The organism is Flavicella sediminum (assembly GCF_006381105.1).
Classification (GTDB): domain Bacteria; phylum Bacteroidota; class Bacteroidia; order Flavobacteriales; family Flavobacteriaceae; genus Flavicella; species Flavicella sediminum.
In genome coordinates, this window is record NZ_VDET01000016.1 from 13,934 (window position 1) to 30,021 (window position 16,088).

Here is a 16,088-nt window from a genome sequence, read left to right on the forward strand (position 1 = left end):
GTCTTTCTTTTTAGTTTACCAAATGATGCTATACGTGATTTTTTGAATTCCCGCTGGTATGTTAACGATCAACTCTTGCAAACCACCTTGTGTACGAATGATTGGTTTTAAATTTTCATTCCCTGAAAAATCAATAAAAAAGCTCTCGTTATTGATCAAATAACTTCCATCAGGCAGTAGCGTTATTTTTTCTCCAGCGCCTAATTTATGCCACACATCTTCCGTTGAGTTTATGCCAACAGTACGCACAAATCCTCTAGACTCCGTTGGGCAAGAAAAACGATTTGTAAAAGTAGCACCGTTCAATTCATTGGTGAATTCAGGATTTCCATTTGCATCTAAAGCATATCCTTTTTGAACAAAATTCATTGCATCAGTCACTTTAGAAGGCCAAGCAGCTTTTTCATTTTCTAAATATGCGAAATCTAAAGTACCATGCATCAATACCAAAGCACCTTCTGGAACGCCTAATTGATGCTCTCCTCTCGAATGCCACATATGTGTTGCATTTAAGAAACCTCCACTCCAAACTTGCAATAAAGAACCCGTTTCCAAATCATAAGAATAATTTAATTTATTTGGCAATCCCACAGAAATACAATGGGTTCTTTTAGTTTCTTTATGATTTAAAAAACTACGTTGAACCACTGTTTTATTTGTAGGTTCAACCACTAAAAAACGCATTGTTTTTTTCTTTTTAGCTTTTGTTTCTTCTTTGTATTGAACAGAAAAACGTTGCATCTTAGGCCCTTCAACAAACAATTCAAAACCTCTTTTCCAAGAAACATTCTTATTATAAATTAAAGTATAAGGCAAAGTTCCAGCTGTTAAATTAGCCTTTGAATAAACAACATTGTCCATTTTAGAATTTCCGTTCACATTTAAAATAGTATCTTTTCCGATGACCAAAGTAGTACCGCCATTCACTGCCAAATCAAACAAATAATTACCCGATGTTGGAATCACTAAATTTCCAGAATACTTGATTATTTTTTGATCGTTGTGAGCGACAATCTCCGTTGGTAAAATATAATCCACTTCTTTTTCTTCAATAGCTGGCTTTTTAAGCAAGGCAGTTACTTTGTTATCCCTTTTAGGATTGTCATATACCTTGGCTGTACTTTTAGAAACCTGAATTCTTTGCGTGTCGTATACTTTATACTTGATATTTTTTAAAGCCACAGGTCCATGATCTCCTTGAATCATTAAAGGCCCTAAAGCTTTTTCGTCTGCAAATTTAGCCGCTCGTGTTGGTCCAGTAACTTCTACCCATTGATGAATCAATACCCCATTCAATCGGACTTCTTCAAACCATGCATTTTCAGTTTTATTTCCTTCGGCATCAAACTTTGGTGCATGAAAAATAATTTTAAAATGCTGCCATAAACCTGGCGCTTTCGCTGCATTTTCGTCTGCCGCATGACCTTCATAGCCTTGTTTTCCTTTTTCTTTGGTTTTATCCCAGCGCTGGTATATTCCACCCATATCACTGTACTTTATTTTCTTTGCCGCCCAACTATCAAATAACTGTACTTCATAGCGACCTTGAAAGTAAATACCTGAATTCGATTTTACAGGCATCATCACATCCAATTCAATTTCAATATCACCATGCTGAAATTTAGACACTAAATGCCCTCTTTTTTTTGCACCGGGTATATTGACCAAAACTCCTGTTCCTTTTTCACCTACAATTGTTTTTTCTTTAGACCTGTCTACATACGCGTCTCCGCAAATAGTCCAATTTCCTGTCACTGGAGCAAAAGCCCTCATATCTTTCAAATCGATATGGGTAAACGGTAATGTAGTTTGTTTTTTACTTTTCGCTTTTTTTTCTTGACTTGGCTTTGTTTCACCACCACAAGAAAATAGCACTGTGCTTATTAAAAACACAAAGAACTTATTTTTCATATACTTATAGATTTAGTTTTAATTTTTAGTTCAAGACAAATGTATGCGCAATTAACAAGAGTAAATAACTCATATGTTTCTTTTTATCAAACAACTGGCTTATTTTACAAATATTCATGGATTAAAACTAGTCAATTAAAAAAAACGCAGCATTTAATAAAATTCTATTAAATACTGCGTTTTTTACAACTATTTTATAACTTGTAGTTGCGATACAATTTCAATAAATTTTTCAACCTACAAAAACCAACATGCCAACTATACAATTCTTAAAACATGTTAATCTTTGGTGACCATACTTCCCCACCAATTATTTTTAGGATCAAAATCATCTTCTAAGAAACGCATTCTTTGTTTCTCCAAAGATTTTATCAATCTTTTATTTTTAGCCGTTCTAATTTTCACTGCTACTTTTTCATCATACAATTCATCTTTCTTTGGAAAATTAGCTCCTACACTTTTTAACCAATTCATTAAATTTGCATGAAGCTCTTTTGTTTTTTCAGGACGCGCAGCTGCTATATTATTTTGTTCTGATTCATCCTCTTTTAAATTGTACAATTCATTGGAATCACTTTCGTAATAATGAATCAACTTCCAATCACCTAAACGAACAATAGAAGAAGGCTCTCCTCCTTGATTTCCATAATGAGGATAATGCCAATACAACGGACGCTCTTCTAAAGTCTTTCCTTCTAAAATAGGTTTTAAACTAACACCATCTATATGTGCTTCAGGTTTTAAATCCGCCCCTACCAAATCTAAAATAGTCGGATAAAAGTCGGTACCCATTACAGGGAAATTATTTTTAGTTGCCTTATGCTGCAACCAAGGAACATTGATAAAAAAAGGCTCTCTAATTCCGCCTTCCCATTGATATCCTTTCCCGCCTCTTAAGGGTAGATTTGACGTAGAAAAAGCATCTCCGGAAGCAACTCCTCCATTATCTGAAGTAAACACAACAATGGTGTTTTTATCCAAACCTAATTCTTTTAATGAATTTAAAACACGACCCACAGCTGCATCCATATCATCAACTAAACCAGCATAAATAGGATTGTCTTGCACCTCTCTAATAGGTAAAACACGTTCTTGACGGTACCCTTTTTCTGCCACACCATTTGCCTTTGCTTTTTGTTGGTATTTACTCCACTTATCTTTTGACGTTTGAATAGGTCCGTGAACCGCGTAAAAAGAAAGATAGGCAAAAAACGGTTTGTCTAAATTTGCTTTCATAAAATCAACCGTTTCATTAGCCAATCTCATAGAAAGATTTTCTCCGTCTACTTTGTTTTTTAATTTAGGATTTCCAAAAGGTGAAAAATAGCCACCTGGAGGACTTCCACGATGATGACCTCCTTTGTTTACATCGAACCCATGATCTTCTGGATACGAACCTTCATCACCTAAATGCCATTTACCTGCAAAAAAAGTAGCATAGCCTTGTTCTTTCATTGCTTCCGGCAAGGTTACATCTTCCAATGCTAAATTACGTTTGTACTCTGCTGGCAACAATTTATCATAACGTTTGCGTTCTCTCCATTCTTCACCTGCTTTTGCCCCAATCCAATCGGTAATACCATGTCGGGCCGTAAACTGACCATTCATAATACTAGCTCTTGATGGACTACACACGCGACAAGCAGCATAACCTTGAGTAAACACCATACTTTGATTTGCCAAAGCATCAATATTTGGAGTTTCGTAAAACTTACTACCTGAAAAGCTCGTGTCATTTGCCCCGTAGTCATCTACCAAAATAAAAACTACATTGGGCTTTTTCGCTGTTTCTTTTTTTTCTGTTGTACATGATAACGCACAAAAAAACAAACCTAAAATCGATATAAATATCCTCATAATTCGATGGAAATAAATTAATTAAATTACTAGAAGATGATTCCTTTTTTCTAAAAAAACAATCCATTTTCTAAGGGACTGCAAAATAGAAATAAAAGCTTAAAATAAATGTATTTAGAACACTTTAAATTCTGTAACTTCTTCCACAGCTCCAATTTCCATATTTTCTAGCTGTACATTTCCAACTCTAACTCTTACCAACCTAAGAGTAGGGAAACCAACTGCAGCAGTCATTTTTCGGACTTGCCGAAATTTCCCTTCATTTATTGTTATAGACACCCAGCTCGTTTTTCCATGCCGGTCGTCTCTAATTTTTTTTGAACGTTCTGAAAATTCAGGTGCTTCTAATAATATTTTAGCTGAACATGGTTTGGTAACATAGCGTTTTCCTTCAAAACCAATTTCTACACCGCTTTCTAATTCCGCAACTGCTTCAGTAGTAATTTCACCATTTAATTGTACATAATATTCTTTAGACACTTTGCTGCTACAAATAGTATCGCTCAATTTCCCATCAGTTGTCAAAAATAAAAGCCCTTCCGATTTGGCGTCTAATCTACCCACAGCCATTGTTCCCTCAGGAAATTGATGCAGTTCGCCCAACAAACGTTTTTTGCGTGTTTTGTTATTTACAAATTGAGAAATAAAACCAAAAGGTTTATGTATGATAAAATGGCGGTGTTTTTCCATAAAAAAAGCATCCATAAAATATGGATGCTGTGTATTTAAAAGTTGAAACGCTTAAACAGCTAAGCTTCTAATATAGGTCAATTTACTTTTCCAAAGATTCAATTCTTTAGATTGCTCTTTGATGGAATTTCTAACATTGATTACCAAAGGATTCGTTTCGTCTGCATTGGCAATAAAACTAATATTATTGTCTAATTGCTGAATACCTTTAGAGACTTCGTCAATTTTTTTACGCAGAAAAGTGACTTCGCTATCCAATTTTCTTGTGTTATTGGCTGCTACCAAAGCATCAATAGATAATTTATATTTCAACAAAGCCAACTCATCTCCTTCAATGGATAATTGCTTAAACAGTTTTTCTATAACTGCATTGAACTCATTGTCAATTCCTTTTTCTTTTCTAGGAACTCTTCCTATATTTTTCCAAGTTTCAATATAAGCTTTCACTTCTTCAAGCTTGATATTTTCATTTCCAATTACCGCATTTAACTGAGACAAAAATTCTTTTTTTGTTGCCAAAGCTTCAATTTCTTCATTCGATCCAGTGTCTTGAATTTTATGAATTCTGTCAAAATAATGATTACAAGCGTCTTTAAACTGTTTCCAAATTTTATCAGAAAATTTTCTAGGCACATGACCAATTTTTCTCCATTCTGCCTGAATACGTTTCATTTCTTGGGTAGCTGTTGCATACTCTTCACTATCTTTTAAAGATTCTGCCAACTCCACCAAAGCTAATTTTTTCTCTAAATTCGTTTGCTGTTCTTTATTCAACTCTTTGTAAAAAACATTCTTATTATGGTTGAATTTTTTTGTAGCAGCTTTTAATTGATCCCAAATAATTTGACTTTTATTTCTAGGGACTTTTCCTATTTTGAAGAATTCCTCTCTTTTGGCTTCAAAAATCTTAATACTTTTTTGCCAATCAGAATGTGTTTTATTTGCTGAAACGTCAAAAGCTTCTAAACTTTGAATAACCGCTAATTTTAATTGAATATTCTCATCATATTTTGCTTTTTGTCCTTCGTAAAAAGCATCTCTTTTATCATGAATAATTTTTGTTGCGGCACTAAATTTTTGCCAAACCTCTTCTCTAAATTCTCTTGAAACAGGTCCAATATCCTCTTTCCATAATTTATGAAGTTCTTGCAACTCTTTAAAAGCTTTCCCCACATCATCAAGCTTTGTTAAGGCTTCAGCTTTTTCAACAATTTTTATTTTTTCTTCAAGATTGTGTTTAAAATCTAATTCTCTCAAATCGTTATTCAAATGCAATAAATCGTAAAAACGCTCTACATGGTGGTGGTAATTACGCCAGGTATTGTTGTATTTAGTTCTAGGAACAGGGCCAATTGCTTTCCAACGATCTTGCAAGGTCTTAAACTCCTTATACATTGTCGTAGAATCAGCCTTTTCAATCAAGTCTTTCAACTCATCAATGACTTCAATTCTTTTGTTTAAATTTTCTTTTAAACGTGAATCTAAATCGGAATAATGCTTTTTCCTTTTATTTTTATATTCCGCAATCAAGTCGTTAAACGAAGTTTTTATAGGACTTGCATAATGAAAATCGATAGACTCTCCACCTTCCGCAAGAAAAGCTGCCTTTTTTTCGGCTAATAAAACGCCAAATTTTGCATCAAAGACTTTCTTTAAAGACTCCACATTGCTTTTTATGGCTTGTACTTTTTGGTCTTTTAACAAAGCACCTAATTCGGCAACAAGTTCTTCAAGACTCATAGATTGAAAATCCTTTTCTGGCACTGTTTCTTTATCTTCAGAGTCTTCTGAATCTGCAGCCACCTTATCTTCAATGGCTTCCACTACTTTTGCTGTAGCTTCTTTTTCTATTGCTTCTGAAACTTCAGCCGCATTTTCAACTTTATTTTCGCTAGTGCTATCAGCGGTATTTTCAATTGGTGTTACTTCTTTGGGTTCTTGAGAATTTTCATTCGAATTGTCTAACATCTTGCTGTGTTTAAAGTTCCTTTATTATGAGATTCTAAATATACTGATAGCTAGTGAAACAGCAAAATTTATAAGAACAAATAGCAAGTTCCTTCCTTTTATATTTTTAAGTGTCTCTACACACCTTAAAACAAAAAAAATCCATCAATCATTTACGATTGTGGATTTTTAGTCGTGTTCAAATTTAGCTTATTCTTCTGAGTTCCAAATTTCCCAAGATTTTTCCGCTTGCAATTCAAGCATTTCGTATCCGTTTTTTATAGCAGCTCCTTTTTCTTTTCCTTTTCGTAAAAAAGTAGTTTCATCTGGATTGTAAATCAAATCGAATAGCAAATGATTTTCTGACAAAAACTCGTAAGGTATGCTTGGACATAAATGAATATCAGGAGAGGTTCCAATAGGAGAACAGTTTACAATGATATGTGTTTCAGAAATAATTTTTTCATTCAAGCTTTCATAAGAAATTTGCTGCGCATCTTTAGGAACTCTTGAAACAAAAACATACTCTATATTCATTTTTTTAAAAGCATAGGCCACGGCCTTAGAAGCTCCACCCGTTCCTAAAATCAAGGCTTTTTTATGTATGGGTTTGATAAAAGGTTTTATAGAATTAGAAAAACCATAAACATCGGTATTGAAACCTTTGCGTTTGCCATCTTTATCTATTTTAATGGTATTAATGGCTCCTATATTTGCGGCATCTTCGTCAATTTCATCCAAATAAGCAGCTACCATTTCTTTGTAAGGAATGGTAACATTTAACCCCACTAAATTTTCTTTATGTTCTTTAAAAATCGGTGCAAATTCTTGAATTTCTTGTAAATCAAAATTGCGATAATTGCAATCTGTTAATTGTAATTGATCAAATTTTTCTGCAAAATAATTTCTTGAAAATGAATAGGCTATATTTTTCCCTACCAATCCAAACACTCTTTTGTAACTCATGTTAACTAATTTCTTTTTTGTTCGTAATAATCTAAACTTAAAACTATGGCTATTCCTAACAACACAAAAGCAAGAGCACTCCATGTTGCTGTGTCTTGCAAATTAGGCAAAAACCGTTCGTAATTTTCTAAAATCGGATTTTGCTGCTGATCCAGTACCTGTATGCCATTTATCGTTTTGTATATTTTTTCCTTCCATGGCCAAACCACGCCTAATGAACCCGCTATAAAACCAATAATTAAGGCGTTGATAATGGCATTCCATCTTTTTAAAACATAACCCAAAATATGTGAAATGGTGACCAAACCTACAAAAGACCCCATGAAAAAAGTGATCGCTATTTTCAGATATTTTCGATGAAAGCTATCCGATAAAATTTCAAAGTTCCCCATGATCACGTTTCTGGTCACATCAAAAACTACATTGACAGAGTCTACTAGCAGCAAAACATAATTTCCTAAAAGCATTAATAAGAAAGACCCCGATAATCCAGGTAAAGTCATGCCACTTACCCCTATAATTCCGCATAAAAACACAAACCAAAGATTGCTATTTTCTTGAGCGGGAGGCATAAAACTTAGCGCACACCCAATCAAGGCTCCTATTAATACAACAAAGCTATTATTCAAACTCCACGATTCGTACTTTTTACCGATGTAATACACAGAACCTATAATCATTCCAAAAAAGGTACTCCACACATACATTTCGTAATTGGTCAATAAAAAATCTAATAGAATAGAAATACTGAAATAACTAAACAGACTTCCTCCCATTACCAAAAACAAAAAAGATAGGTTTAAATATTCATAGAGGCTTTTATACCTTCTACCTAAAATTAATTTAAACGCTTTGCTATTTATTTTTTGAAAAGTATAAATTAATTCTTCATAAAACCCTAACACAAATGCCACCGCTCCACCAGAAACCCCAGGAACTTTATTTGCAGTTCCCATAGCTAAGCCTTTTAAAAAAAGTAACAGCTTGTCACTGTAAGTTCTTTCTGATGCCATTTGTTGTTATTTAGAAATTCATGCGAACTATTTACTGCTGAGCTTTAAGAGTTTGAATTTTCTCTAGTCCTAAAATAATTAAGTACCCCAAAATTGCAAAAACTATAGCGTATATCAATTGCGGATCTTCATTAAAACTAGAAGGACTGATACTTTTTTGCAACAATGGAACCTCTTCTCCATGAGAATTTGTTCGCCAAGATAATGTTTCTTTCCAAGGCCAAATTTTATTTAAAGAACCAATAATAAAACCTGTTAAACCCGCCAAGGTTAAATTTTTATAATTAGAAAACAACCACTTCAATACTTTTGAAAAACTTAACAAACCAACAACAATTCCGGCTCCGATGATGGCTATTTTTTGTAAATCTCTATTGTGAATGGCATCTAAAATAATTTTATAAGAACCCAATAAAACTAAAATAAAGGAACCCGATATACCCGGTAAAATCATGGCACAGATTGCCAAAGCACCTGAAATAAATAAAAATAAAGGAGAAGCTTCATCCGATACCAAAGGTTCAATAATCGTAATATAATAAGCAATTACAGCACCAATTAACATGATTGTAACGGTTAGCACATTCCATTTGCTAATTTGTTTTCCTATAAAAATAACACTGGCCAAAACCAATCCAAAAAAGAAAGACCACAATAAAATAGGTTGATTTTCTAATAAGAAAGAAATTCCTTTGGCTAAGGAAACCACACTAACCGCAATTCCTGCTAATAAGGTTGCTAAAAAATTACCGTTTACCGATTCCCAAACCGCCTTAATACCTTTTTCTTTTAACAGTTTTAAGGTGCCAAAATTAATGCTACTGATACTTCCAAGTAATTCTTCATAAATACCTGATATAAAAGCAATGGTACCTCCAGAAACACCTGGAACTACATCTGCAGCACCCATGGCCATTCCTTTAAAAAAAATAAAAATATAGTCTTTGATAGATCTGTTCATTTGTCAAGAAGATTTTGACAAATATACTTTTTATTTGGAGATATTACTTCGCAAATTACCGTCAAGAAATAAATTAACAAACAACTATTTTACTTGGCAAACAATATGCTGTTTCAACTTACTTAACACTGGGAAAGTTTTCAATAATTTCTATTACTTCGTCCATTTTAAACAAACCAGCATACAGCTCTTTTATAACTGTATGAAATTCAAAATCCAAAGCCAAAGCATTTTTTAAATGCAACAAACCTTCCTCCTGCTTATCCATATGCAACAACAATCCAAAAAATCTATATTCAATTTCTGCGGTTTCTTTGTAAAAGTTTTTTGCTTGTACCAAAGAAGCTAGCGCTTCTTCAAAATGACCAATAAAATATTGAATATCTACCAAGGCTACCCAAATTTCTAAAGACTTATCGTCCAAACTCAAACATTTTTTAAACGCATTTATGGCCTCTTCAAAAAAGCTTAATTTCAAATTAATTTCACCGTACTTCCTCCAGTACATTGGGTTAAATTCATCTATAGAAAGTACCTTCTTCATATAATATAAGGACTTTGAAAAATCTTCTTTTTGAAAATAAACTTCTGTCAGTGCCAACCAAGCCTTGTCTAACAAAGGGTCTTCATTTGTTGCTTTTTTATAAAACTCAACTGCTTTAGAAAACATATTTAAGTTCAAATAGCACTCGCCAACTCGCAAATAAACATACGCCGTAGGATCATCCAATTCTACCGTTACCATATAGTTTTCTATCGCCTCACCATAACGTTCTAATTCCTCTAAAGTTTTTGCTTTTTCAATATAACCTCCAATAAAACTTTCATCAATAATTACGGCATAATCAAAAGCTGTCAATGCTTCTTCATAATTTTTTAACACCATATATTGACGGCCTAGCTGGTGCCAAGCTATTTCGCAATAAGGGTTTTTATCGATATACGATTTTAAGAAAACAATGGCTTCGGCGTGTTTTTCATCCATATCAAAACAATACACCACATTGTATAAAGAAGAATAATCTTCAAAATCGACTTCCAAACATTTGGCAAAATTCAACCGAGCATCTTCAAAGTTATCTAAAAACAAATATTCCATCGCTAACAATGAAGTCACATCTGCAATATCATCTGTATAATCAAGCGCAATTTTTAAGGATTCAATCGCCTCCTTGTGCTTGTCTTCCTTTGAAAAAACAGCTGCTTTTTGAATATAAACTTCTTCATTTGTAGGCTCAAGAGCTTGCAATTCATTCAGAAGTTTTTTTGCTTCCACAATTTTATCTTCAAAAATATACAATTCTGCCTTCAACAATCTAAGAAGTACAGAACTAGGATGTTGTTCTAAACCTAATTTCACTGCTTTTTTAGCCAACGAATGTCGACCATTATCAATGTAATGATGTATAATTTCCTCAAATTCAGATGAGTCGAAAAAATACACCTTATCGGTCTTCAACATTGATTCAAATTTCGACAAAGACATACCCATAAAATTTACATTTTAGTGAAAAAACTAACAAAATAAAAATACAACAAGCCTAGCTAATATAAAGAAAATATAGAATTTCTTTTTAACAATTTAATTAACAGAAATACCTATATTTGTTATCCAAAAAACAAGCTTTGGCAATTATTATGAGTAACAAAATTTTACTAAACTCTAAAGAAATTGAAATCATCTTACACCGATTGGCTTGCCAGCTAATTGAAAATCATGGCGATTTTTCGAACACCGTACTTATTGGAATTCAACCAAGAGGAACCTATTTAGCAAAAAGACTTGCCGGCCTATTAAAAGAAGAATATCAAGTTGACAATGTGCCTTTAGGCTTGTTAGATATTACCTTTTTTAGAGATGATTTTAGAAGAAGAGACGCTCCTTTAGAAGCAAACACGTCGCATATTGATTTTCTAATTGAAGATAAAAAAGTGGTCATTATAGATGACGTTTTATATTCAGGCAGAAGTATCAATGCTGCCTTAACGGCAATGCAATCCTATGGTAGACCTAGGCATATAGAACTTCTTGTATTGATTGACAGAAGATTTAGCAGACATTTACCGATACAACCCGATTATAGAGGAAGACAAGTAGATGTAATTAACAATGAACGAGTAGCCGTTTTATGGAAAGAAAACGATGGAAAGGATACGGTTTATTTAACAACGAATAAGTAAAAAAATGAAGTCATTAAGTGTCAACAACCTACTAGGAATAAAGCATTTAAATCAAGATGATTTATCGCTAATTTTTGAGACAGCAGATCATTTTAAAGAGATTATAAATCGACCAATAAAAAAGGTACCTTCTTTAAGAGATATTACCATCGCTAATTTATTTTTTGAAAATAGCACCCGGACAAAATTATCTTTTGAATTGGCTGAAAAACGATTGTCGGCAGATATTATTAATTTTTCTGCAGCACAATCTTCAGTAAAAAAAGGAGAAACTTTAATTGACACCGTAAACAACATTTTATCTATGAAAGTAGATATTGTTGTAATGCGCCATCCCAATGTAGGGGCAGCTGTTTTTTTATCGAAACATGTCAATGCTAAAATTATCAATGCGGGCGATGGCACACACGAACACCCTACACAAGCCCTGTTAGATTCTTATTCTATTAGAGAAAAATTAGGAGATGTTGGCGGCAAAAAAGTGGTAATTATAGGAGATATTTTACATTCTAGAGTTGCCTTATCCAATATATTCGCTTTAAAAACGCAAGGTGCTGAAGTAAAAGTTTGTGGACCTACGACTTTAATTCCCAAACATATTGAAAGCTTAGGGGTTACTGTAGAAACCGATCTAAGAAAAGCCTTAGAATGGTGTGATGTTGCCAATGTATTAAGAGTGCAGCACGAACGAATGGATATTAAATATTTCCCTTCTACTAGAGAATACACCCAGCTTTTTGGAATAAACAAAGAAATTTTAAATTCCTTGAATAAAGAAATTATTGTGATGCACCCGGGTCCTATTAACCGTGGAGTTGAAATAACAAGTGATGTAGCCGATTCTGATCAATCCATCATTTTAAATCAGGTAGAAAACGGTGTGGCTGTGCGAATGGCTTGTATTTATTTATTAGCACAACAAATAAAACGATAAACCTTTTTTACTTTTATATACCAATCTTCAATTTTTAATACCCATTTATGAAATACGCTAAAAAAGAAACCTATACTATTGTTACACCCACTGAAACTTCTTTTTCAGCATTCTTTGAAGCCCTTACAAAAGAACTTGAAACATTAAAAAAAGACCATCTTTTTATTGATTTTTTAAATTCATTTTCAGTTTCTATTGAAGAGTTGGAAGGTTTTTCAGAAATATCTGCCACGCATAAAGAGCAAGGTTTTTCATTTGTAATTGTAGCTGAAGGAATTGATATAGATGCACTAGAAGATGAAACTTTAAGTATTGTCCCTACTTTAGGTGAAGCTGAAGACACTTTAGAAATGGACAATATAGAAAGAGATTTATTAGGTTTGTAATTGCAATTCTGATTTCTTAGTTTCGCTTTATAATCATTTAACAAAAAATACTATGAGCATCAAATTAACCATATTGGGTTGTCATTCTGCAACCCCAAGAATAGATGCTCACCCAACCTCACAGTATTTAGAAATAAACGAACGTCATTTTTTAATTGATTGCGGAGAAGGTACACAAACCTTACTTCGCAAACATAAAATTCAATTCGCTAAAATCCGACATATTTTTATTTCGCATTTACATGGCGATCATTTTTATGGACTGATTGGCTTGATTTCTACTTTTGGTTTGCTGAATAGAGAACACGACTTGCATGTTTACGGACCAAAAGGCATTAAAGAAATTATTGTATTGCAATTAAAAATTGCCAAATCATGGACCAATTTTAAATTGATTTTTCATGAGTTAGAAGGCACTGAAAGTCAGTTAATTTTTGAAGACAAAAAGGTAGAGGTACATACCATCCCACTAAATCATCGAATTTACACAAACGGTTATTTATTTAAGGAAAAAGTTGGCGAGCGAAAATTAAATATGGATGCCATTCAACAAAATTCAGCCATTGAAATTTGCGATTACCACAATTTAAAAAAGGGAAAAGATTTCACTGATGAAAATGGAACTATCATTCCTAACAAACGACTGACTTTTGATCCGACTAAAAATTATTCCTATGCTTTTTGTAGCGATACGGCTTACAAGCCAGATATTGTGCCTATCATTAAAAATGTAGACCTATTATACCACGAAGCTACTTTTTTAGAAGATCGCAAAGATTTAACGGAACGAACCAAACACAGTACTGCAAAGGAAGCTGCAGCCATTGCCAAAGAAGCTGCAGTTAAACACCTAATCATCGGTCACTATTCATCGAGGTACAAAGATTTAAATAAATTTAAAGAAGAAGCAAGCACAGTATTCACACCCGTTTCCTTGGCAGCATCAGGAAAAATATTTGAGCTAAAATAAACAACTCGTTTACCTCATGAACTTACAGCGCTTCTAAAGTTTAAACAACAAATTAAAGCTATGTCAAATCTTATCATTTTGTTTATTTCTGCCCTTATAAGTTTAGCACTTGGATTCGTTTTGGGTAAAAAAATAGCCAAATTAACCGCTGAAAAAGACCAAGCTTCTCTTCAAGAAAAACACAATTTATTACTTCAACAAATCAACGACTATAAAACTACTGTTGAAAAAGAAAAAGAACATACAGATCAAATTATTTCCAAACTCCAAGAAGAAATTCAATTAGCGGCACTTAACGAAAAAGAAAGCTTAGAACACCTAAGACAAGCTAAAGAACTGGATTTAGATGCGCTTCGAAAAAAGAATACTGAGCTTACAGTTAGAACGACAACACTGCAAGCCCAATTAAAAAACACCGAAGAAAAGTTAGCAGACAACAAACAAGAAATTGAAAAAATTCAAGAAACATTCACCAAAGAATTTGAAATTTTAGCCAACAAAATACTGGACGAGAAGTCGAGAAAATTTAAAGAGCAAAATAGAGAAAGCATTGGAGATATTTTAAATCCATTAAAGGAAAAAATAAAAGATTTCGAGAAAAAAGTAGAAGACACCAACAAAGAAAGTATTGTACGAAATTCCGCATTAAAACAGCAAATTGAAGGCTTAGAGAAATTAAATTTAAAAATGAGTCAAGAAGCAATAAACTTGACTAAAGCCTTAAAAGGTGATAGCAAAACCCAAGGAAACTGGGGAGAATTAATTTTAGAACGTGTGCTAGAAAAGTCTGGATTAGAAAAAGGAAGAGAATACGATTTAGAAAAAAGCTTCGCTACAGAAGAAGAAGGAAAAACAAGATTGCGTCCAGATGTCATTATCAATTTACCAGACAATAGAAAAATGGTTGTGGATTCAAAAGTATCTTTAACAGCCTACGAACAGTATGTAAACACCGATGACGAAACTGAAAAAGCCAACTTTTTAAAGGAACATACCAATTCCTTAAAAAGGCATGTAGACCAATTAAGCGCAAAAAAATACGAAGATTTACACCAAATAGCATCCCCAGATTTTGTTCTGTTATTTATTCCGATAGAACCCGCATTTGCAGTAGCCTTAGAAAACGACAATGAATTGTACAACAAAGCCTTTGCTAAAAACATTGTGATTGTTACACCAACTACCCTATTAGCTACCTTACGTACTATTGACAGTATGTGGCAAAATGAAAAACAACAAAAAAATGCCATTGAAATTTCTCGTCAGGCCGGTGCCTTGTATGATAAATTTGAAGGTTTGTTAAAAGATTTGATCAAAGTCGGTAACCGACTTAAAGACACAAAAACTGAATACGACGGCGCTATGAACAAATTAACAACTGGTAGAGGGAATTTGATTACCAGTGTAGAAAAAATAAAAAAACTAGGAGCCAAAGCAAAAAAAACATTGCCTTCTGCTTTGATAGAAAGGGCTGAAGAAGAATAATCAACATTAAAAAATTAAAATTTGTCAGTAAACATTAAATTCACCGTACTCAACCTCCTCTTGTTAGGCAGCATTGCATTAAAAGCTCAAAACAAAGAAATAAGTTATACCAACCAACAGTGGTCACAATATTACAGCAGTATAAAAGTATCTGAAAAATGGTCTGTTATTAGTGATTTGGCTTTCCGTTGGCGAGCTAATTTTGCCAACAAAAATCAATTTGTTCTTCGTAGTGGAATGGGCTATCAAATAAACCCTAATGTATTAATTTCTCCAGGAATTGCTTATGTAGGTTATTATAGCAATGACCAGTTAAATCGTTTAGAAATTAGACCTCATCAAGATGTAATTATAAAACACAAATACAATTTCTTAAAAACGGCACATAGATTTCGATTTGAAGAACGTTTTGTTCATAACAAAGACAACAATTCAGATAGTTTTGTTTTTCGCTTACGCTACCGAATCATGCTCAACTTCCCCCTAATAAAAAACAAATTGAGTTTGAACCTAGGAGATGAAATTTTTGCAAACATTGGAAATGACATCGTATACAATGTTTTTAGCAAAAATAGATTGATCACTGGTTTCAGCTATACCGCTAATGAACATATATCTGTAACAATGAATTACAACAATCAGTTTGGTGCTAAAAACGCACCAGGTATTTACCAACAAGATCAAATTGTTTGGCTAGGCATAAAACACAAAATAGACTTGACAAAATAAGCCTTATATAAAAGCATAAAAAAACCGTTCCAAAATTGGAACGGTTTTTTTATTCAAT

Annotated in this window: 14 protein-coding genes; 6 read left to right on the forward strand and 8 right to left on the reverse strand. The window is 33.2% G+C overall.

Translation table 11 applies throughout. From position 1 onward, the window contains the following. Positions 1-15: 15 nt before the first annotated feature. From FGM02_RS13800 to FGM02_RS13835, 8 genes are all read right to left on the reverse strand, one after another. A complete protein-coding gene (locus FGM02_RS13800) occupies positions 16-1,911 on the reverse strand; it encodes a 3-keto-disaccharide hydrolase (RefSeq protein WP_139959065.1) in 1,896 nt (631 codons plus the stop codon). Positions 1,912-2,190: 279 nt separating this feature from the next. Further along, a complete protein-coding gene (locus FGM02_RS13805) occupies positions 2,191-3,768 on the reverse strand; it encodes a sulfatase (protein WP_139959067.1) in 1,578 nt (525 codons plus the stop codon). A gap of 114 nt (positions 3,769-3,882) precedes the next feature. Beyond that, positions 3,883-4,458 (reverse strand): pseudouridine synthase, encoded by a 576-nt coding sequence (locus FGM02_RS13810; protein WP_166461187.1) that lies wholly within the window; start codon positions 4,456-4,458, stop codon positions 3,883-3,885. Between the two features lie 51 nt (positions 4,459-4,509). Then, positions 4,510-6,426 carry a DUF349 domain-containing protein gene (locus tag FGM02_RS13815; protein ID WP_139959071.1) on the reverse strand — a complete coding sequence of 639 codons (1,917 nt, stop codon included), beginning with the start codon at positions 6,424-6,426 and terminating at the stop codon, positions 4,510-4,512. Between the two features lie 189 nt (positions 6,427-6,615). Further along, entirely contained in the window at positions 6,616-7,371 is a 756-nt protein-coding gene (locus FGM02_RS13820; protein ID WP_139959073.1) for a shikimate dehydrogenase family protein, read from the reverse strand. A gap of 5 nt (positions 7,372-7,376) precedes the next feature. After that, positions 7,377-8,384 (reverse strand): DUF368 domain-containing protein, encoded by a 1,008-nt coding sequence (locus FGM02_RS13825; RefSeq protein ID WP_139959075.1) that lies wholly within the window; start codon positions 8,382-8,384, stop codon positions 7,377-7,379. 31 nt (positions 8,385-8,415) lie between these two features. Then, positions 8,416-9,345 (reverse strand): DUF368 domain-containing protein, encoded by a 930-nt coding sequence (locus FGM02_RS13830; RefSeq protein ID WP_139959077.1) that lies wholly within the window; start codon positions 9,343-9,345, stop codon positions 8,416-8,418. 118 nt (positions 9,346-9,463) lie between these two features. Next, positions 9,464-10,831: a tetratricopeptide repeat protein gene (locus FGM02_RS13835; RefSeq protein WP_139959079.1), complete on the reverse strand. Its 1,368-nt coding sequence runs from the start codon at positions 10,829-10,831 to the stop codon at positions 9,464-9,466. A gap of 152 nt (positions 10,832-10,983) precedes the next feature. Here FGM02_RS13835 and pyrR point away from each other — a divergent pair, with 152 nt between their 5' ends. The 6 genes from pyrR to FGM02_RS13865 are packed head-to-tail and all read left to right on the forward strand — an operon-like array spanning position 10,984 to position 16,030. Next, positions 10,984-11,526 (forward strand): bifunctional pyr operon transcriptional regulator/uracil phosphoribosyltransferase PyrR, encoded by a 543-nt coding sequence (gene pyrR, locus FGM02_RS13840; protein WP_139959081.1) that lies wholly within the window; start codon positions 10,984-10,986, stop codon positions 11,524-11,526. A gap of 4 nt (positions 11,527-11,530) precedes the next feature. Continuing rightward, positions 11,531-12,460, forward strand: a complete 930-nt coding sequence (locus FGM02_RS13845; RefSeq protein ID WP_139959083.1) for an aspartate carbamoyltransferase catalytic subunit — start codon at positions 11,531-11,533, stop codon at positions 12,458-12,460. 47 nt (positions 12,461-12,507) lie between these two features. Next, positions 12,508-12,846, forward strand: coding sequence for a ribonuclease Z (locus FGM02_RS13850; RefSeq protein WP_139959084.1), 339 nt, complete (start codon positions 12,508-12,510; stop codon positions 12,844-12,846). Between the two features lie 52 nt (positions 12,847-12,898). Beyond that, complete coding sequence (locus FGM02_RS13855; protein ID WP_208021519.1) at positions 12,899-13,816, forward strand: ribonuclease Z; 918 nt, start codon at positions 12,899-12,901, stop codon at positions 13,814-13,816. 60 nt (positions 13,817-13,876) lie between these two features. Next, positions 13,877-15,301 carry a DNA recombination protein RmuC gene (gene rmuC / locus FGM02_RS13860; RefSeq protein WP_139959086.1) on the forward strand — a complete coding sequence of 475 codons (1,425 nt, stop codon included), beginning with the start codon at positions 13,877-13,879 and terminating at the stop codon, positions 15,299-15,301. Between the two features lie 21 nt (positions 15,302-15,322). After that, complete coding sequence (locus FGM02_RS13865) at positions 15,323-16,030, forward strand: DUF2490 domain-containing protein (RefSeq protein WP_139959088.1); 708 nt, start codon at positions 15,323-15,325, stop codon at positions 16,028-16,030. The last annotated feature ends 58 nt before the right edge of the window (positions 16,031-16,088 follow it).